Origin of the sequence: Brachybacterium sp. AOP24-D1-21, from assembly GCF_052378665.1 — a bacterium.
Taxonomy (GTDB): Bacteria; Actinomycetota; Actinomycetes; order Actinomycetales; family Dermabacteraceae; genus Brachybacterium.
In genome coordinates this window covers 2,143,481-2,161,682 of record NZ_JBQSXX010000001.1, presented here as the reverse complement: position 1 = coordinate 2,161,682, position 18,202 = coordinate 2,143,481, and the positions used below count along the sequence as shown (strand labels likewise).

Genomic DNA, 18,202 nt, shown 5'->3' with positions numbered 1-18,202 from the left:
CGGCCTCTCCTCGGCCTGGTAGGTGGTGTGACCGGCGGTGATCGTGCCGCAGCAGATCGACGGGACGTGGTGGATGTACTTCGGCGAGGGCGGGATCTACTGGGCCACCAGCGACGATCTGATCCACTGGACCCCCGGTACCACGGACGACTCTCCGATGTACCTCCCCACCCCCGGCACCTTCGACGAGGCGCTGGTGGAGATCGGCACCTCCCCCGTCCTCACCGACGACGGCCTGCTGCTGATGCTCACCAACGGCGCCACCCGCGAGGTCCACGAGGACGGCACCGTGGACGTCGACTACCGCTGCGGCCAGATCCTCATCGACCCCGCCGCGCCCACCACGGTCATGGCCAGACTGCAAGAGCCCTGGCTGCGCCCCCAGACCTACGAGGACACCCACGGGCTGATCTCCAATGTCACCTTCGTCGAAGGACTCGTGAAGTTCCGCGGGAAGTGGTTCGCGTACTACGGGCAGTCCGATACGACGCTGGCTGTGGCCGTGGCGGATCCGGCGGACGGGTTCGGGGTGGGGCTGCGCGCGGACGGGTGAGGTGAGCCTCCTCATTGCCCCTTGAGGGCGGCGTAGGCCGCGAGCGCTTCCCGTCGCGAGGCCTTCAGATCGACGATCGGCGCCACCCGTTCCGCGGACTCGTCGTCCACCTCGGGCACCCACCGGCGCACGTACTCGCCCTGGGGGTCGAACCGCTCCTGCTGGCGCTCGGGGTTGAAGACGCGGAAGTACGGGGCGGCGTCGTCGCCCGTGCCGGCGACCCATTGCCAGTTGAACGGGTTCGAGGCGTCGTCGGCGTCGACGAGGGTGTCCCAGAACCATTCCTCGCCGAGCCGCCAGTGCAGGCGCAGATTCTTGGTGAGGAAGGAGGCGACGACCAGCCGCACCCGGTTGTGCATCCAGCCGATCGCCCACAGCTCCCGCATCCCCGCGTCGACCAGGTCGATGCCGGTGCGCCCCTGCTGCCAGGCCCGCAGAGCGTCATCGTCCTCGCGCCACTCGAAAGCGTCGAACTGGGGCCGGACGTTCTGGGTCGCGAGGTCGGGCAGGTGGAAGAGCCGGTGCCAGGCGAACTCGCGCCACAGCAGCTCGGAGCGGAAAGTCTCCGGGCCCGTTCCGCGCCCCGCGGACAGGCTGTGGTGCCAGACCTCGTGAGGAGAGACCTCGCCGAAGCGGAGGTGCGGCGAGAGGCTCGAGGTGCCCGCGGTGCCCGGCCGCTCCCGATCCTCGGCGTAGTCGGTCAGCAGGTCCCCGAGCTGCGCGAGCCGCTCCCGAGCTCCCGCCTCGCCGGGGGTCCAGTTCTCGCGCAGCCCGCCGGCCCAGTCGGGCGCCGTCGGGAGCCATCCGCGACCGGACAGCTCCTGCTCGAAGGTCTCCGTGCGCAACCAGCTGCGCACCTCGTGGCCGCCGGCACGGACCTGCTCCTGGGGGCCGGCGAGATGATCGGGCAGGCCGTGCGGTTCACGCGGCGGCCTGCTCTCCCGGCATACGCGGGCGAACGGGGAGTAGACCTTGTACGGTCCGCCGCTCTGGGTGGTGATCGTCCATGGCTCGTGCAGCAGGTAGCCGTCGAAGCTCTCCACGCGGACATCCCGCCTGCGCAGAGACGCCTTCAGCCGCGCATCCATGGCCCGCTTGGGTTCGTGATAGCGGCGGTTCCAGAGCACCGCGGTCGCGTGCACCTCCTCGACCAATGCCGGGATCTGCTCTTCGGGATCCCCGCGGAGCAGGACCAGCGGCACCCCGTGCTCGCGCAGGGCCGCGGCCAGGGCGCTCAGCGAGTGGTGCAGCCACCAGCGCGCCGCGCCGCCCAGCGGGCGCACGCCGCTGATCTCCTCGTCGATGTGCACCGCGAGGACCTCACCATCGGCCGCGGCGGCATGGAGGGCCGGATTGTCGTGAAGGCGGAGGTCATCCCGGATCCACCAGATGCTGGTCATCTGTCCCTGCTCTCGTTGGCGGTGGCGGGCCCCGGCCCGTGGGGCCCGGCCCCTGTGGCGTGCGGCGGCCGGTCCCGGACGACCTCACGCACGTACGTAGCCTAGCTAAGCAAGCTCTTACCGTGCACACGGGCGAGGTCTCGCTCTACTGCGTCACACCGGGCGCGGGCGAGCCGTCCCCCGATCCGCTGCGCGTGCTCGATACCCTCGCGGAATGGCTACCCGTCGACGCTCCAGCACCCGTCGGCGAGGCGGCTCCTCCCGGAGGAAGGGCACCCGCCAGGTGATGCGGGAGCTGCCGTTCGTCGGCCCCGGCGAGCGCACCTGGGTGCTGGACGTCCCCTACGGCACCCAGGTCGAGGGCGCCGCCTGGCATCCCGCCGTCAAGATGCACCTGTACACGGGGCGCACGCTGCCCGCGCACCTCGCGCCCTATGCTCCCGCTCCGCACACCCTCGGGCGATTCCTCGAGAACACCCTGAACCCCGAGGATCCGACGCCGAACCCCGAGCCGGCCGAGGACCTCGAGCCCCGCCAGAACCAGTACGAGGCGGCCGACGCGATCGCGGCACGCGCCGCAGCCGGTGGGCGACAGTTCCTGCTGGCCGACGAACCGGGCGTCGGCAAGACGATCTCCGCCGTGCTCGGAGCCAGTGCAGTGGGCGACCTCCGCGGAGCGCAGCGCGTGCTCGTGGTCGCCGACAGGCCCGCCGCGATCACCATCGGGCACTGGTGCCGCACCATCACCGCGCTCGGCGACAGCGGCCTGGAATGGGTCGTGATCACCTGGGACCGCCTGGAAAAGGTCACGGGCTACGACTGGGACGTGATCATCGCCGATGAAGCCCACGCGCTGCGCCGCACCACCACGAAGCGGTGGAAGCTCTGGGCACAGATCGCCGGCCACCGGCAGCCGCACGAGCAGGCGCCGTTCGTGATCACGACGACCGCGACGCCCGGCCACACGCCGCTCGAGCTGCCCTATCTCGCGCCGGCCTACGCCCAGGCGCATGACGAGCCGATGAAGGAGTGGCTCACGGCGACCCAGCCCGCCGCCACCTTCAACACCGCGCTCGAGCGCCACGGGGTCGGCGTGGACAAGGGCCGCTACGGCGCGTCCTGGACCACCGACCCTGCCCGCCGGGCCGCGGATCTCGCGCTGGTGCGCGGCTGGCTCAAGGACGCACAACCACCTGCCATGCTGCACCGTGCGGCGCCGTGGGGGCCGGTGCCGATCTCCGGAATGCCGGTGACGCTCACGCCCACAGAACGGGACGCGTATGAAGCGGAGTGGGGAGAGTTCTGCCGCGAGATGGACATCGCCCGGCGCGGTAGGAACACGGCCAAAGGGCGCGCGGCGCTGCTGCGCTTCCGGCAGAAGGCCGGACTGATCCGCGTGGACTCCACCGTCGCGTGGATCTCCCAGCAGGTCGAGGCCGAGAGGCAGGTGGCGTGCTCGGTCGAGTTCGTCGGCACCGCCGCCGATCCGATCGCCGAGCGGCTGCGGGACTCCGGCCTCGAGGTCGCCACGATCTATGGTCAGGGCCGGTTCGACGCCGAAGCCGAGCGGCTCCGCTTCCAGACCGGGCAGGCGAAGGTCTGCGTGTTCACCACGGTCGCTTCGATCAGCCTGCACGCCGGCGAGACTCTCGAAGGCGGCCACCAGGCGAGCACCGAGCCGCGGGTCGGGGTGTTCCACCAGGCCCGCTTCTCCGGCATCGCGGGCCGACAGGTCACCGGCCGCACCCACCGCGACCACCAGGTCTCCCCCTGGCACATCGCCTACGCCGAGAGCACCGTCGAGGAGCAGGTCAGCAAGGTGATGGTGGAACGGATCGCCGCCGCCTCCGACACCGTGGGCGGCGACACCGCGAGTCTCACCGACGTGGCGCAGCTGCTCGGGGCGGACTGGCTGCCAGCGGCAAGCCTGACCGGCGATGCGGACTGAACGACGAGGATGACCGCTCCCCCGCCGTCCGGAGGAGCCCGGCGATGTTCAATTTTCCTTAGAATTCCAGTATGTTGAACACATGGACTCGATTGAACTTCCGAGGAGTGCCACGGGCGCCGTCATCAAGGACGTGCTTCACCACCTCGCCGAGCTGGGCATCAGACCAGACTGGCGGTACGAGGAGAATCTTGAGGACCGGATCTGCACCGGCACTCTCCTGCTCGACGACGGAACCGGCGTGCACAAGTTCCCGGCCGTGGCCAGCGCGACTGTCAGCCCTGCCGGGCTCACCCTGCTGCCTCATGACGAGCAGACGGTCCTGCTGACCAGCCGTATCACTCCCGCACGCGCACAGGCACTCGCCTCACGAGGCTGGGGTGGATACGCGGATTCGGCGGGCAACGCGTCGCTGAGGTCACCGGGACTTCTCATCGAGATCGCAGGCAAGAGCGACGCCGAAGAACGAAGGGCACCCACCGCAGCTCCCTTCTCGCGCGCGGGTCTGCCTGTCACCTTCGCCGTACTCGTCGCGAACCAGCAGGAGCATCGAGTACTGCAGCGCGAGTTGGCAGCGTCATCAGGGGCATCGATCGGCACCGTGAACCGTGTCGTTCGGGCTCTGCGCGAGCGCACGCCCCCGATGCTCGACAAGAACTACCAGGTGTTGCGCCCCGCCGCGCTCGAAGACGAGTGGGTCGCGGCCTATACGGCCTTGCAACCCAGCACGTGGCCCGAGGAACGGTTCACGAGCGACGTCTGGAAGAACCCCTCGGACCTCCTGAAGGAGAAGCTCCCCGACGGAGCGCTGCTCGGCTCGGAACTGGCCGCAGCACGCCTCGGCGCACCGATCCGGCCATCACAGGCCCTCATTCATCTTCCTCCCGAAGCCCGACGGGACCTCATCCGCCAGGGGCGCCTGCGCAGAGCACAGGACGGCCCGGTACGGATCCGCCCGACCTTCTGGAACATTCCGCCGAACGGAGAGGATGGCGTCGCTCCCAGACCGCTGCTCAGGGCGGACCTGCTGCTCGAGGACGATCCCCGGCTCGATGAGATACGTGCACAGCTGTTCGGTGACACGCGATGATCGACCTCACAGGACGCACTGACGTACCAGTGGCCGAAGAGGTCCTCACCGAGCTGGCAGGCATCTGTCACGGCTTGGAACTCGAGTTCCTCGTCGTCGGCGCCGCAGCTCGCGATCTCGTCATCCATGCCCTTCAGCACAACCAACCGATCCGCGCGACTGAAGACATCGATATCGCAGTCGCAGTCCGTGTCAGTGAACAGTTCGCCGGCCTGACGGATCGCCTGACGCGGAAGGGGAACTCACAACACAAGTTCGAGGTGCTCGGAGTCGAGGTCGATGTCGTTCCCTTCGGGGGGATCGAGCAAGGCCGCAGCGTTCACTTCGCTGATGACCATCTCCTGGATGTCAACGGACTACAGGAGGCGCACGCCACGTCGACCCTGGTCCGGATGCCCCATGGCACTGAGCTCCGTGTCGCCAGCGCTCCCGCGCAGACCGCGCTCAAAGTGCTCGCGTGGAGGGACCGGCATCATGACAATCCCAAGGATGGGCTCGACCTGCAAGTCATCCTCGCGGCACTCTCCGAGGACCCGTTCGTCGACGAGGTATGGGAAGACCACACGGCGCTCGACGCCACCGATGACGACATCATCGCCGCAGCCAGCTACCACTATGCGCGTCGTGCCGCGGAGGCATTCGCCCCCATCGACGGAACAGCGGTACTCGATACGCTCCTCGATGCCCAGCTGCGACCGGTGTTGCTGCGGCACATGCGGAGCGAACTCGCCGCCGATCTGATCGACGGGTACACGAAAGGATTCGCAGCCGGGCTCAAGCGCTGAGCATCCACGGGGCGTGCCTGCCTGACAGCACTTTCTACGCTTTCGGTCGCCAGCTGTACGACGTCACGACGTCGTCGAAGACGTCAACCGCCGATGACCGTGGGCGATCCATTCCCTCTCAGAGCAGGAGCTTCACCAGCAGCACCGGAATGCGCACCACCACATTCAGCACCAGCCCGAGCGCATCGCTCAACTCCAGCAACCCGGACAGAAGGTCACCCCTGATGAACCGATGTCGTTTGTCGCGTCGTCTCATCGGTGCTCCGTTCCCTGTGGTGGAGTGGTGCCGCCCTCATTGACTCGTGGCCGCCGACCCTACACAGGCGACTCTCTCAGGTCATCGCGCGGTCTTGGGCGAGATTGCCCGATCCTGGTCAGCGAGGGCCGCAGAGCGTCGGTCCCGCACCATCGCGATCGCGCCACGCATCGCCACCGGAGCGCGATAGTGCACCATCGGCGTGAGGTAGCTGTCCTCCGGATACTGCCCGTACTCCGCCCACCTATCGTCAGCTCCCTCCAAGGCCCCCTCCCGATCCGTTCGCTCTTCCTCCCGGAGGAGCAGCCCGCTGTCGCGGAGCCGTCCCATGGTGCGTGAGAGCCGCTCGAGCGCACCCAGTCCACGAGCCAGCGGATGCCCTGTCCTGCGGTCGATCGGCACCTCTCGGATGTAGGGATGACGCAGCAGCTGGAGCATGAACTGCACGACCTCGCCGCAGTGGATCAGCTCGCCGTCAGGCGGGATTGTGGGCAGCATCAACCCTTCAGGGCCACTCGCCACGAGCAGCGCGTCCAGGCAGTCCTCATCCAGCCCTTCGTTCCAGTCGGCGAACCCGGCGCTGGTCGCGGACGACTCCAGGGCTGCCGCGAGCAGGCTCCGTGCCCTCCACAGCGCATTTTCCGCACCCTCAGCGCTCTCCTCGTCTCCGGCATGCCCCATTGCAGGTTCCACGTGCCCCTCGCGCTTGACGAGGAGACCACTGCTGAGCAGAACGCTCCAGGCCACATGGAGGATCTGGCTGTTGCTGTACCACTCCCAGGAACGGTGATCGTCGACTGCTGGCTGGATTCTCTCCAGCTGGCGCCGGTCCACCGCGAACAACTCCCCCTGCTTGGTGAGCCGCCGACCTTCCCCGACGAAGGTCACCACCTGATCGATCGCCAACAGGAAGGGCAGTCGGTCGAGCTCGGCGAGCATCTCCGCTCGACCCTCCTCGTCCGTCGGCTCGCTCATCGGGGCGGGGGCGTCGGCGAGACACCAGTGGAGAGGGCGGCTCTGACGTGGGGGAACATCGAACTCAAAGAATTCGGTGGCGTCGGCAGTCATGCCCAGAGCCTGGAGGACTCCCCGCCCGCGCACCACAGCACGATGCGCATTGTGGACAACCGACCGCTGTGGAGGAGAGAAGGCCGGTGGCACCGCGGGCCGGCAGGTCACCGGCCGCACCCACCGCGACCAGCAGGTCGCCGGACCGCGTCACCAGGGGCTGGGCTTGTAATCCTTCACGAAGCAGCCGTACATGTCTTCGCCGGCCTCGCCGCGCACGATCGGGTCGTAGACGCGGGCTGCGCCGTCCACCAGATCCAACGGGGCGTGCCAGCCCTCGGCGGCGATGCGCAGCTTGTCCTGGTGGGGGCGCTCGTCGGTGATCCAGCCGGTGTCCACGGCGGTCATCAGGATCCGGTCGGTCTCGAACGCCTCGCCCGCGCTGGTGCGGGTGAGCATGTTCAGCGCGGCCTTGGCCATGTTCGTGTGCGGATGGCCGGCACCCTTGTAGCGGCGGGAGAACTGGCCCTCCATCGCCGAGACGTTCACGATGTAGGCGCGGCGCGCCCCGGCCTGCACGGCGGCACGCATCGAGGCGCGCAGCCTGCTGATCAGCAGGAAGGGTGCCGTCTCGTTGCAGAGCTGCACCTCGAGCATCTCGAGCGCGTCGACCTGGTCCACCGTCTGCGTCCAGGAGTTGTTGGTCTGCATATCCGGGAGCAGGCCGCCGGCGTCGACCGCGGTGCCCGCGAGGTGCTCCTGCAGGCTCGCCTTGCCGGCGCGCAGCGCGAGCGCCGTCATCGAGGCGGCGGTCTGCGCGGCGCGAGCATGCTCGAGCGATTCCCCGTCATGCTGCGGGACCGCGTCATTCTGCAGAACCCCGGCGATCGCGGCGGGATGCGCCTGGGAGATGCGGTCGAACGCCGACATCTCCGGCAGCGCGAGGTCGGTGGGCAGCGGGGCGTCCTCCGCCTCGACCAGCGCCGAGTAGGCGCTCGGGGAGCGGCGCACCGTCTGCGCGGCGTTGTTGATGAGGATGTCCAGCGGGCCCGCGGCGGCGACATCGTCGGCGAGCGCGATCACCTGGGTGGGGTCGCGCAGGTCGATCCCGACGATCTTCAGCCGGTCGATCCAGTCCGCAGCATCCTCCATCTGGGCGAAGCGCCGCGCCGCATCCTTGGGGAAGCGGGTGGTGATGGTGGTGTGCGCACCGTCGCGCAGCAGGCGCAGCGCGATGTACATGCCGATCTTGGAGCGGCCGCCGGTGAGCAGTGCCCGCTTGCCGGTGAGGTCCGTGCGCTGGTCCCGCTTGGCGTGCGACATCGCTGCGCAGTCCGGGCACAGCCAGTGATAGAACGCATCGACCAGGGTGTAGTCGTTCTTGCAGATGTAGCAGCCGCGGGACTTGTTCAGCTCTCCCGCGAAGGCGCCCTGCGCGCTCGAGACCAGCGGAATCCCCTTGGTCTCGTCGTCGATGCGCAGCGGGGAGCCGGTGGCGGTCGCGGCGATCACGGCGCGGTCCGCCTTGCGCTGCGCCCAGGTCTTCTCTCCGCGACGGGACTTCGCGAGCTTCTTCTCGAAGTTCCGGGAGGCGCGTTTGATCGCGACGAGATCCGCGTCGTCATCCGGCATGGCCGGGGCGTGCCGGAGCACGCGCAGGGCGGTGGCGATGTCCTCCGCGGTCAGTTCTTGGCTCTCGCGGTGACGGGGCGTCGAGGAGGCAAAGGAATCAGAGAGTTCGGGCACCGATCGAGTCTATGGCTCCGCCACCGGCCGACGGGCGGGGCATTGGTCACGTGCCCGCCGCCATGGCGCTCGCTCTAGGCTCGCCCATGAAATCGGCGTCCCTGACCTCCGGTGTCAGATCCAGCCTCGGCACCGAGTGGATCCGAAAGCTCACCCTCTACGGTGAGCACCTGGTTCTCGTCGCCCGCGAAACGGCCCGGCTCGAGCATCTCGCCGCCGAGCTGACGGGTGCCGACGCCTCGGAGGTCGAAGTGCTCAGCGCAAGTCTCTCCTCCCCCACGGGCATCACCGCCGTCATCGAGCGGCTCACGGACGAGGCCCGGCCCATCCAGACGCTGAGCGACAGCGCCGGGTTCGGGCTGCCGCCCGCGTTCGAGAGGAACTACATTGAAGACGAGGCACGCCACCCGCGGCTCCACGTCGAGGTGCCGCTGCGGCTAATGCACACCGCACTGCCGGGGTTGCTCGCGCGACGCTCCGGCACGATCCTCAGTATCGCCTCGGCCCCTGCCGCCATGCCCTGCTCCACGTACAGGGCAGCAAAGTCGTGCCAGGTGACGTTTTCCCGATGGGCCAGCAGCCAGTACCGCTCCCGCGGCGTCACCGTCACCGCAGTGTGCCCGGGCTGCACCCACGCCGACTTCCATGCCCGCCTGGGCCTGCCCGAGGGCAAGGAGGGCACTTCGGGCTGGCCGTGGCTCGAGACGCTTCGGGAGGTCTCCGAGTCGCTGCGCGACGTGGAGAAGGGCGAGGCAGTGTCGATGTCGAGCAAGAGGTACAAGGCGATCTACACCGCTGCGAGGCTGGCGCCCACCGGGCCGATGGCGAAGCTCACGGCGCGGGGGCACTGCGCGGACTGCGCACAGCACGCGCGACCGCCACGGCGTTTGTCCTAGCCGCACCTACGGTATAACGCCCACCGTGCTCTCGCGGATGATCAGCTCCTGCGGCACCTCGACCACAGCTGGGGAGGCGTTGGGGTTCTCGATGCGGCGGATGACCATCTCCACGGCCTCTCGGGCGACGTGAGAGACATCGACGGCCACCGTGGTCAGGGCAGGATTCGAGAATTCACCCTCCAGAATTCCGTCCCAGCCGAGCACTGCGACGTCATCCGGAACGGTTCGGCCGCCTCGTCGGAGCGCCCGCATCGCACCCACGGCGATGAGATCGGTCGCGCAGACGAGGGAATCGAACTCGACGCCGCTGGCCAGGATGCCCTCAACCACGTGGGCGCCGCCGGCGCGGCCGTACGAGACCACATCCACCAGCTGCTCCGATCGGCAGGGGAGTTCGGCTTCGGCGAGCGCTGACCGGAATCCCACGAAGCGGTGCCAACCGGGCCCAAACTGCCTGTCCTCTCGGGCTCCCAGGAAGAGAGGCGCACGCCTCCCCAGGGAGAGGAGGTGCTCCGTCGCCTCCTTTCCGGAGCGGGTGTTGTCGAGCGTGACATGGTCCAGCTCGACCTCCTTTGTACCCTCACCGAGGAGGACCAGGGGCATCGCCTCCGAGGAATCCAGCACCCGCTCGCTGTCGAGGCTGTCCGGTCGAAGGATGATTCCGTCAGCGAGCTGAGTGTCGAACCCTCGGGCCGCGTGCCGCTCCCTCTCCGGATTGCTCTTGGTCTCGGCGATCAGGACCGTGTATCCGCGAGTCTCGGCGACGTCGATGATCTCGTGCGCAAGGCTCGCGAAGTACGGAGTACGCAGATCGGGGACGGCCAGCGCAAGGATGTTCGTGCGTCCGGAGCGCAGCTGCTGACCTGCGCGGCTCTTGCGGTACCCGAGCTCGCTGATGGCCGCTTCGACCTTCTCGCGCGTTGTGGGGCGGACGCTCGGTTTCCCGTTCACCACGTTGGACACCGTCATCCAGGACACGCCAGCGCGGAGAGCGACGTCCTTCACCGTCGGCGGTCGCCGGCGCTTGTTCTCCTGGGTCATCTGTCTACCTCTTTTCTCTCGTCTACCGCCGGTGATGCGAACTCGCCCCGCGGGATACACCGACCGCCTGTCCAGCAGACATGTTGACGACCCGGTGCAGACAATCTACTCTGCCGTGTAACGTGAAAATTTAACGTTAGAAGTGACAGAGAACCACGTTCGAGCCCGCCACTGCTGTCGGCCCATTCGGAGGTAAGTCATGTCCGCAACCACTTTTCACATCCCGCGCCGTCCGGTGCTCGCCGGTGTTGCACTGGCAGGAGCGTCGTTCGCCCTCGGGGGGTGTGCACTCGAACCGGAAGAGGGCGGCAGATCTGGCGGGATTCGGGCAGCCTGGTGGGGAGGAGATTCGGAGAACGGCGCCGTAAACGCAGCCTTGGACGCGTTCACCGAGGAGACCGGCACCGAGATCGCTCGGGAGCCGCAGGCGTGGGACGGGTACTGGGACCGCCTCGCCACCCAGACCGCAGGCGGCAACGCCCCTGACTTCATCATGCAGGCCGGAAGCCAGATCCCTGACTACGCAGGGCGCGGCACCCTGACGGACCTGAACTCGCTGGAGTCACTGGACGCCGAGGCCGTCGACGAGGGGCTGAAGGAGTTCGGCCAGGTGGAAGACGCCCTCTACGGTGTCGTCGCCGCCTCCAACGCGATGAGCCTGGTGGTCAACCAGGGCCTCGCTGGCGAGGCAGGACTGGAAGTCCCCGACGGCGAGTACGCCTGGGAGGAGCTGGCCGAGATGGCCACCAAGTCCTCGGAGTCCTTGGGCGACGACGTCTGGGGGCTGCAGGACGGAGGCGGCGACCTGATCCTATTCATCCTGAAGGTCCGCGACGACGGCCGGCAGTTCTACGCCGATGACGGCACGCTGAACGCCACGGCTGACGACCTCACCAAATGGTTGGAGTACTGGGAGGAGCTCCGTCAGAACGGAGGCGTCCCGCCCGCCGACGTCACCGCCGAGGCGCAGGGCGAGATGGCCAGCAACCCGATGGCGACGGGGCGGGCAGCGATGAGCTTCGGATGGACGCAGGACTTCATCTCCTACACCCGCCTCGTGGACAGCCCCCTGACGCTCCACATACCTCCCTATGTTCAGGCGTCGCCGAGCCTGTGGATGAACGCCGCCAGCCTGTGGTCGCTCTCCTCCACCTCAGCGGACGCCGAGAAGGCCGCCGAGATCGTGAATTTCATGATCAACAGCGACACCGCCATCTCAGCGCTCGGCGTCTCCCTGGGCATGCCGCCGTCGCAGGGAGCCCGCGACCAGCTCGCAGGGACGCTGTCCGATCCGGAGCAGATGGCGATGGACTTCATGGACAAAGTCGCCGAGACCTCCACACCGTTGAACCGGCTCTGGCCCGCAGGTTTCGCGGAGCTGCGTTCCCTGCTCGGAGACCTCAACGAAGCCGTCGCCTTCGGCGAGACCCCGATCGCGGAGGCGGTCGAGCAGTTCTTCACGACTGCGGACAGCTTCGAATGAGTATGGGAAGGACGAAGCTCGCCTCCCCGACATCCCCACAGAGTGGCCCTCCTGCAGAGCAGGAGCCTCTGGTGAGCCCACCTGTCAGGCAGGGGCAGCGTCGAGGCACCAAGCGACGGCGCTCGGCGACGGTCGCGGGGTACCTCTTCCTGGCCCCCTGGTTCATCGGCCTGTTCGGCCTGGTCCTCGGACCCATGGTGGCCTCGGCCTACCTCTCCTTCACCGAGTACGACCTGTTCACCACAGCGCGCTGGGTGGGCCTGGACAACTACGTGACCATCCTTGGATCGGACACGAAGTTCCAGCAGTCGGTCGGTGTCACGATGACTTACGTGCTCGTCTCGGTGCCGCTGAGGCTCGCATTCGCGCTGGGCCTGGCCATCGTCCTTAATCGCGCACTGCGGGGGATGAGCTTCTATCGATCAGTCTTATACCTGCCCTCCTTGCTTGGCGGGAGCGTGGGCGTCGCTATCCTCTGGCGCCAGCTGTTCGGTCGGGATGGAGCAGTGAACAGCTTCCTGGCGATCTTCGGCATCGACGGACCGAACTGGATCGCAGACCCGGATTACTCGCTCATGACGATCATCGTCCTGGCGGTGTGGCAGTTCGAGGGTGTTTCATTAGCTGTGTAAGGGTCCGGTCTCTAACCGAGGTGTGACCTGCGGGCTCGCCTCTGAAAAGGACCGATGACATGACCGAGATTGCTGATGCCCAGAACCCTCTTGCGGGCGTGCTGAGCGCCGACCAGGTCGACGCCCTCGTCAACGCCGCCGAAGACCTCGGAGAGGGCCGCCACGGGGTCGAGGAGCTGCTGTCCCGGATGACCCAGGCCGTGCTGGAGCGGGCCCTGGAGACCGAGATGAGCGACCACCTCGGCTACGAGTCCGGCGACCCTGCCGGCGCCGGAACGGGCAACTCCCGTAACGGCAAGACCACCAAGTCCATCCATACCCTCCAGGGCCCAGTGCAGCTCACCGTCCCCAGGGACCGCAACGGCTCGTTCGAGCCCGTGATCGTGCCCAAGCGGACCCGCCGACTGGGCAGGGTCGAGGACATGGTCCTGTCGCTGTATGCCCGCGGGATGACCACCCGCGACATTGGCTCCCATCTCGAGGAGATCTACGGCTCGAAGGTCTCCGCCGCGACGATCTCCAGGGTCACGGACGTCGTCACCGACGAGGTCGCCCAGTGGCAGTCCCGGCCCCTGGAGTCGGTCTACCCGATCGTCTACATCGATGCGATCTGGCTCAAGATCCGCGACGGCGGAGTCGTGACCAACAAGGCCTGCCACGTCGCCGTAGGCGTCGATATGGAGGGCCGCAAGCAGGTCCTGGGCCTATGGCTGGGGGCCACCGAGGGCGCGAAGTTCTGGGCCAACGTCCTCACCGAGATTCGCAACCGTGGCACCAAGGACATCCTGATCCTGTGCTGCGATGGGCTGACCGGGCTGCCGGCCGCGGTTAACAGCATCTACCCCGAGACCGTGGTCCAGACCTGCGTGGTCCACCTGCTGCGCTCGGCGATGAAGTACGCCTCCTACACGGACCGCAAGACCATGGCCAAGGACATGCGCCCGATCTACACCGCGGCCACCGTGGCGGCCGCTGAGCTGGCCCTGGAGGCCTTTGCCGAGGCCTGGGGCAGCAAGGCGCCGGGGGCGGTGCTGGCGTGGCGGAACGCGTGGGAGGACTTCATCCCGTTCCTGGCGTTCACCCCCGAGATTCGGAAGGTCATCTACACGACCAACCAGATCGAGTCGATCAACTACCAGCTCCGGAAGATCACCAAGACGAGGGGCTCATTCCCGTCGGACGAGGCGGCGATGAAGCTGGTCTATCTGGGGATCCGGAACATCGAGACCCGCCGCGGTGGCCAGCTCGGAACCGGCACTCAGGGATGGCATCAAGCCCTCAATGCTTTCGCCGTTCAGTTCCCCAACCGACTTCCGCTCTGACCACCCGGCAGAGAGGCTGTTCGACCGGCCCCTTACACAGAAAACTTGACACCTCCGGCAGTTCGGCTCTCCCATGATCATCTTCCTGGCTGGCCTCAGGAATATCCCGGCGGAGCTCGTCGAAGCCGCAGTGGTCGACGGCGCCGGCACTATCCGGAGATTCCTCTCGATCACAATCCCCCTGCTCACGCCCATCATCTTTTTCAACGTCGTGATGCAGACGATCGTGGCATTCCAGGCTTTCACGCCGTCTTTCATCATAAGCAACGGGTCAGGCGGCCCAGTGGGATCGACCCTCTTCTACACGCTGTACCTCTACCAGAAGGCGTTCACCCAGTTCGAGATGGGATACGCATCCGCACTGGCATGGATCCTCGTCGCGATCATCGCCGCGTTCACCGCGGTGGCGTTCCTGAGCTCACGGCGCTGGGTCTTCTACTCGGATGAAGGGCGGTGAGAACCTTGGTCACGCTCGATGAACGACCCACCAAGAGCACACCGGCCCCCCGGCTGCGCCGGAAGGATGCGCTGCGGCTGAAGCGCATCGCTCTGCATGCCTTCCTCATCATGATCTGCATCGGGATGCTGTACCCGCTGCTGTGGATGATGCGCAGCTCGGTCCTCCCAGAGAATCAGATCTTCTCGAGCAGCTCGATGATCCCCAGCGAGATAGTGCTCAACAACTACGGGGAGGGATGGGTCGCCAACCCGCCGGGGTTCGGCCGCTTCCTCCTCAACTCAGCAGTCGTCGCCGGGGCCGCAGTGGTCGGGAACCTCGTCGCCTGCACCCTGGCGGCCTACGCGTTCGCTCGCGTCGACTTCCCCCTGAAGCGATTCTGGTTCGCGCTCATGCTGGCGACGGTGATGCTCCCGGGCCACGCCACCCTCATCCCCCAGTACACGATCTTCACCGCAGTGGGATGGGTGGACACTTACCTGCCGCTGATAGTTCCGAAGTTCCTCGCCACCGACGCGTTCTTCATCTTCCTCCTCGTGCAGTTCATGCGGAGCATCCCGCGGGAGCTGGACGAAGCTGCGGAAATCGATGGGTGCAATCACTTCCAGAGGTTCTATCGCGTGCTGCTGCCGGTGATGACTCCCGCCCTGGCGACCACGGCAGTCTTCACGTTCATCTGGACCTACGAAGACTTCATGGGCCCGCTCATCTATCTGGCCGATATCAACCGCTACACGGTCCCGCTCGGCCTGCGCATGTTCATGAACAGCATGGGCGAATCCTCGTACGGTCAGCTGTTCGCGATGACGACGCTATCCCTCGTGCCCGTTTTCATCATCTTCATGATCTTCCAGCGACGCCTGATCGAAGGCATCGCGACCACAGGCCTGAAGGGCTGATGCCATCCGACCGGAGTGTTGCTCTCGAGAATTCTGCGCCAAGGATCGACCACAGGACTTCAGAAAGAGGCAGTCGTGGAACCCGAAAACAACCACTTTGAGCTCGTCGTGTGCGGAGCAGGCTTGGCAGGGTTCGCCGCCGCCGTCTCTGCTGCGCGCGCCGGCATCGATGTGTGCCTGGTCCAGGATCGCCCGGTCCTCGGAGGCAACAGCTCCTCAGAGATCCGTGTATCCCCCCGCGGCGCCAGCACCTATCACGCCTACGCACGGGAAGGCGGAGTGCTGGCCGAGCTCATGGCGTCCGAGAGGATGAGAAACCATGAGCCGATCTTCGAGAACGGCTGGACGAACAGCGTCTGGGACCTCGCGCTGTACGACATGGCGGTGCGCACGAAGAACCTGACTCTCATGCTGAACACGTCCGTGCGCTCCGTGACGGTGCAGGACGGTCGGATCGTATCGGCGACGTGCTGGACCGCTGCGGCCGAGACCGAGACCGAGGTCCACGGAGAGATCTTCGTGGACTCCACGGGAGACGGGGTCATCGCGGTCCTCGCGGGATGCGAGTTCCGGAACGGCGAGGAGGCTCGGTCGGAGTTCGACGAACCGCATGCACCGCTCACCTCATCCCCCGACACCATGGGCAACTCCCTGCACTTCAAGACGAAGGATGTCGGCAGGCCGGTGAGCTTCGAGCTTCCCGACTGGGCAGTGGAGTACGACGACCCCGAGTTCTTCTACAAGCAGGGCCGGGTGCCGAACGATGTGCGCGGCGGGTACTGGTGGATAGAGCTCGGGAAGCCGTGGGACACGATCACCGACTCCGAGAAGATCCGCCATGAACTCACCCGCCACACGCTAGGGGTCTGGGACTGGATCAAGAACAAGGATCCGCGTACTCGGGAGAAGACGAAGAATCTCGCGCTGGATTGGCTCGGCCAGGTGCCCGGCACCCGCGAGAGCCGACGCATCATGGGCCTTCACCTGATGACCGAGCACGACCTCTTCCGGGAGGAGCCGTTCGAGGATGAGGTCGCCTATGGCGGATGGAACATCGATCTGCACACGCCCGGCGGGCTGCTCGCACCGACCAGCGAGCCGACGGCCGCCGCGGGGTATAACCTGCGCTCCGAAGAATCAGTGCGGGCCTACGTCGGCCCGTTCGGCATCCCCTTGCGATCCCTCATCGCCAAAGACGTCACCAACCTGATGATGGCAGGACGCAACATCTCCGCCACCCACGTGGCGCTCGGCTCGGTCCGCGTACAGGCGACCACCGCCACCATGGGACAGGCCGTGGGAACGGCCGCTGCATTAGCCCTGTCCCGCGACGTCGCTCTGCACGATCTTCCCTTCTCCCACGCGAGCGATGTCCAGCAGCAGCTGCTCAAGGACGGCTGCTTCCTGCCCCACGTGATAAATAAGGATCCCGAGGACCTCGCGCGTCATGCGGAGGTGTCCGCTTCCTCGGATGCGCCCTACCTGGGGGCATCGCCCGGCGACACCTGGGTCGCCGGCGGACTTCGCGAAGGAGGTCGGCAGCGGGAGGATCACCTCACATCCCTGCGCGGCCAGTGGTTCCCGGTCGAGACCGGAGCCGACGCGCCCGGACTGAGCTCAGTGCGCGTGAGGCTCCGGAACCACGGTTCGTCGCCCGTCAGCATCCCGGCAGTCCTCTCCCAGGTCGAGCACATCTGGGATTACCGCGTCGACACCGACATGGCCCTCGAGAAGACGGTACTCGAGGTCGAGCCCGGAGAGCACTGGGTCACGTGGGATGTCGCCATCGATCCCGCACGTCTGCGGCACGGTGAGCCCGGCGGGCAGTACCTCCGCCTCGACCTCAGCGCTTCTCCTGACGTCGAATGGATCCCCGCCGGACGGATTCTCCCTGGCGCGGTCTCCGCCTTCGAGATGACCCCCGGACGCATGCGTCGCTTCGGTGCCGGAGTGACACTGAGCCACCGTATAGAGCCTGCTCAGCATGCCTATCCCGCGATGAGCGTCATCTCGGGCACGGCGCGTCCCCACAATGCTCCCAATGCATGGCGCTCGGATCCCGGCCATCCCCTGGAGCAGTGGCTCCAGCTCGACTGGCACGAGCCCCAGGAGATCGGGTCGATCCACCTGAGTTTTGCGGGGAACCTGCTTCGCGAGTACGACCAGACCCCGGAGATGTGGTCAGACCCCCAGACCGTGCGGGACTACTGCATCCTCGCGAAGACCGAGACCGGGTGGCACGAGGTCGTCGCTCAGACGGGAAACGGGCTTCCGCGGAGAGTCCATGAACTCCCCCACGCAGTCACGACGACCGCGCTGCGTCTGGTCGTCCAGGCCACCAACGGGGACCCCTCGGCTGCCGTCTACGAGGTCCGTTGCTACGGACCGGACCAGTGACGTTCCCCTGCTCAGGGTCGGCCGCTAGACCAAGCATTCCTGGCTGACACTGAACGCGGTCGGATCCCGGCTGACGCAACCGGATGTCACCGATCCGCGCCGTCCACGGTGCCGAAGAACTTCCGCGCGGAGTCGGCGAGGCGGAGCGCTCCCGCCGGCGCAACATTCGGTATCCCCAGGCCGAGCGGCGTGATCGCACAGCCCTCCGTGCAGAAAGCGCCGCCGCCGGTGGGGAGGAAGATCCTCGTCGCGCAGCGGCGCCGGGACCGTCAGTGGGCTGCGGAGC

Annotated in this window: 15 protein-coding genes and 1 pseudogene; 11 read left to right on the top strand and 5 right to left on the bottom strand. The window is 67.0% G+C overall.

Going from position 1 to position 18,202, the window contains the following annotated elements:
* Positions 1–37 precede the first annotated feature (37 nt).
* Positions 38–553 (top strand): glycoside hydrolase family 130 protein, encoded by a 516-nt coding sequence (locus tag ACT3UF_RS09670; RefSeq protein WP_441445236.1) that lies wholly within the window; start codon positions 38–40, stop codon positions 551–553.
* A gap of 11 nt (positions 554–564) precedes the next feature.
* On the opposite strand, the gene ACT3UF_RS09665 is transcribed toward ACT3UF_RS09670, so the two are convergent.
* Positions 565–1,953 (bottom strand): cryptochrome/photolyase family protein, encoded by a 1,389-nt coding sequence (locus ACT3UF_RS09665; protein ID WP_441445237.1) that lies wholly within the window; start codon positions 1,951–1,953, stop codon positions 565–567.
* A gap of 214 nt (positions 1,954–2,167) precedes the next feature.
* On the opposite strand from ACT3UF_RS09665, the gene ACT3UF_RS09660 reads away from it, so the two are divergent.
* From ACT3UF_RS09660 to ACT3UF_RS09650, 3 genes are all read left to right on the top strand, one after another.
* Complete coding sequence (locus ACT3UF_RS09660) at positions 2,168–3,901, top strand: helicase (RefSeq protein ID WP_441445238.1); 1,734 nt, start codon at positions 2,168–2,170, stop codon at positions 3,899–3,901.
* A gap of 82 nt (positions 3,902–3,983) precedes the next feature.
* The gene (locus ACT3UF_RS09655; RefSeq protein ID WP_299305792.1) at positions 3,984–4,991 is read left to right on the top strand and encodes a type IV toxin-antitoxin system AbiEi family antitoxin; all 1,008 of its coding nucleotides are present in this window, start codon (positions 3,984–3,986) and stop codon (positions 4,989–4,991) included.
* A complete protein-coding gene (locus ACT3UF_RS09650; protein ID WP_441445239.1) occupies positions 4,988–5,776 on the top strand; it encodes a nucleotidyl transferase AbiEii/AbiGii toxin family protein in 789 nt (262 codons plus the stop codon). Before ACT3UF_RS09655 ends, ACT3UF_RS09650 begins: the two co-directional genes overlap by 4 nt.
* Positions 5,777–5,894: 118 nt before the next feature.
* On the opposite strand, the gene ACT3UF_RS09645 is transcribed toward ACT3UF_RS09650, so the two are convergent.
* From ACT3UF_RS09645 to ACT3UF_RS09635, 3 genes are all read right to left on the bottom strand, one after another.
* Entirely contained in the window at positions 5,895–6,032 is a 138-nt protein-coding gene (locus ACT3UF_RS09645; protein WP_299305790.1) for a hypothetical protein, read from the bottom strand.
* Between the two features lie 81 nt (positions 6,033–6,113).
* Positions 6,114–7,007 carry a hypothetical protein gene (locus ACT3UF_RS09640; RefSeq protein WP_442332498.1) on the bottom strand — a complete coding sequence of 298 codons (894 nt, stop codon included), beginning with the start codon at positions 7,005–7,007 and terminating at the stop codon, positions 6,114–6,116.
* Between the two features lie 243 nt (positions 7,008–7,250).
* A complete protein-coding gene (locus tag ACT3UF_RS09635) occupies positions 7,251–8,672 on the bottom strand; it encodes an SDR family NAD(P)-dependent oxidoreductase (protein WP_441445247.1) in 1,422 nt (473 codons plus the stop codon).
* A 164-nt stretch (positions 8,673–8,836) separates the two neighbouring features.
* Here ACT3UF_RS09635 and ACT3UF_RS09630 point away from each other — a divergent pair, with 164 nt between their 5' ends.
* Positions 8,837–9,682 carry an SDR family NAD(P)-dependent oxidoreductase gene (locus ACT3UF_RS09630; protein WP_441445241.1) on the top strand — a complete coding sequence of 282 codons (846 nt, stop codon included), beginning with the start codon at positions 8,837–8,839 and terminating at the stop codon, positions 9,680–9,682.
* Positions 9,683–9,688: 6 nt separating this feature from the next.
* On the opposite strand, the gene ACT3UF_RS09625 is transcribed toward ACT3UF_RS09630, so the two are convergent.
* Positions 9,689–10,726 carry a LacI family DNA-binding transcriptional regulator gene (locus ACT3UF_RS09625; RefSeq protein ID WP_441445242.1) on the bottom strand — a complete coding sequence of 346 codons (1,038 nt, stop codon included), beginning with the start codon at positions 10,724–10,726 and terminating at the stop codon, positions 9,689–9,691.
* Positions 10,727–10,925: 199 nt separating this feature from the next.
* Between ACT3UF_RS09625 and ACT3UF_RS09620 the strand changes: the two genes are divergently transcribed.
* The 6 genes and pseudogenes from ACT3UF_RS09620 to ACT3UF_RS09595 all read left to right on the top strand — a co-directional run bounded on the left by ACT3UF_RS09620 (position 10,926) and on the right by ACT3UF_RS09595 (position 17,916).
* On the top strand, positions 10,926–12,209 hold the full coding sequence (locus ACT3UF_RS09620) for an ABC transporter substrate-binding protein (RefSeq protein ID WP_441445243.1): 1,284 nt from the start codon (positions 10,926–10,928) through the stop codon (positions 12,207–12,209).
* A gap of 71 nt (positions 12,210–12,280) precedes the next feature.
* Entirely contained in the window at positions 12,281–12,841 is a 561-nt protein-coding gene (locus ACT3UF_RS09615; RefSeq protein WP_444608285.1) for a carbohydrate ABC transporter permease, read from the top strand.
* Between the two features lie 59 nt (positions 12,842–12,900).
* Entirely contained in the window at positions 12,901–14,163 is a 1,263-nt protein-coding gene (locus ACT3UF_RS09610) for an IS256 family transposase (RefSeq protein WP_193119625.1), read from the top strand.
* A gap of 61 nt (positions 14,164–14,224) precedes the next feature.
* Positions 14,225–14,620 (top strand): annotated as a pseudogene (locus tag ACT3UF_RS09605) (carbohydrate ABC transporter permease); the annotation flags it as partial.
* On the top strand, positions 14,617–15,519 hold the full coding sequence (locus ACT3UF_RS09600; RefSeq protein ID WP_444502639.1) for a carbohydrate ABC transporter permease: 903 nt from the start codon (positions 14,617–14,619) through the stop codon (positions 15,517–15,519). The pseudogene ACT3UF_RS09605 and the gene ACT3UF_RS09600, both read left to right, overlap by 4 nt.
* Positions 15,520–15,534: 15 nt before the next feature.
* Positions 15,535–17,916: an FAD-dependent oxidoreductase gene (locus tag ACT3UF_RS09595; protein ID WP_444601599.1), complete on the top strand. Its 2,382-nt coding sequence runs from the start codon at positions 15,535–15,537 to the stop codon at positions 17,914–17,916.
* The last annotated feature ends 286 nt before the right edge of the window (positions 17,917–18,202 follow it).

What these genes read in the sequence shown, in the direction of transcription:
- ACT3UF_RS09610 (WP_193119625.1), top strand. Translation starts at nt 12,901, where the DNA reads ATGACCGAGATTGCTGATGCCCAGAACCCTCTTGCGGGCGTGCTGAGC.
- ACT3UF_RS09665 (WP_441445237.1), bottom strand. Translation starts at nt 1,953, where the DNA reads ATGACCAGCATCTGGTGGATCCGGGATGACCTCCGCCTTCACGACAAT.
- ACT3UF_RS09650 (WP_441445239.1), top strand. Translation starts at nt 4,988, where the DNA reads ATGATCGACCTCACAGGACGCACTGACGTACCAGTGGCCGAAGAGGTC.
- ACT3UF_RS09635 (WP_441445247.1), bottom strand. Translation starts at nt 8,672, where the DNA reads ATGCCGGATGACGACGCGGATCTCGTCGCGATCAAACGCGCCTCCCGG.
- ACT3UF_RS09660 (WP_441445238.1), top strand. Translation starts at nt 2,168, where the DNA reads ATGGCTACCCGTCGACGCTCCAGCACCCGTCGGCGAGGCGGCTCCTCC.
- ACT3UF_RS09625 (WP_441445242.1), bottom strand. Translation starts at nt 10,726, where the DNA reads ATGACCCAGGAGAACAAGCGCCGGCGACCGCCGACGGTGAAGGACGTC.
- ACT3UF_RS09645 (WP_299305790.1), bottom strand. Translation starts at nt 6,032, where the DNA reads ATGAGACGACGCGACAAACGACATCGGTTCATCAGGGGTGACCTTCTG.
- ACT3UF_RS09640 (WP_442332498.1), bottom strand. Translation starts at nt 7,007, where the DNA reads ATGAGCGAGCCGACGGACGAGGAGGGTCGAGCGGAGATGCTCGCCGAG.
- ACT3UF_RS09655 (WP_299305792.1), top strand. Translation starts at nt 3,984, where the DNA reads ATGGACTCGATTGAACTTCCGAGGAGTGCCACGGGCGCCGTCATCAAG.
- ACT3UF_RS09620 (WP_441445243.1), top strand. Translation starts at nt 10,926, where the DNA reads ATGTCCGCAACCACTTTTCACATCCCGCGCCGTCCGGTGCTCGCCGGT.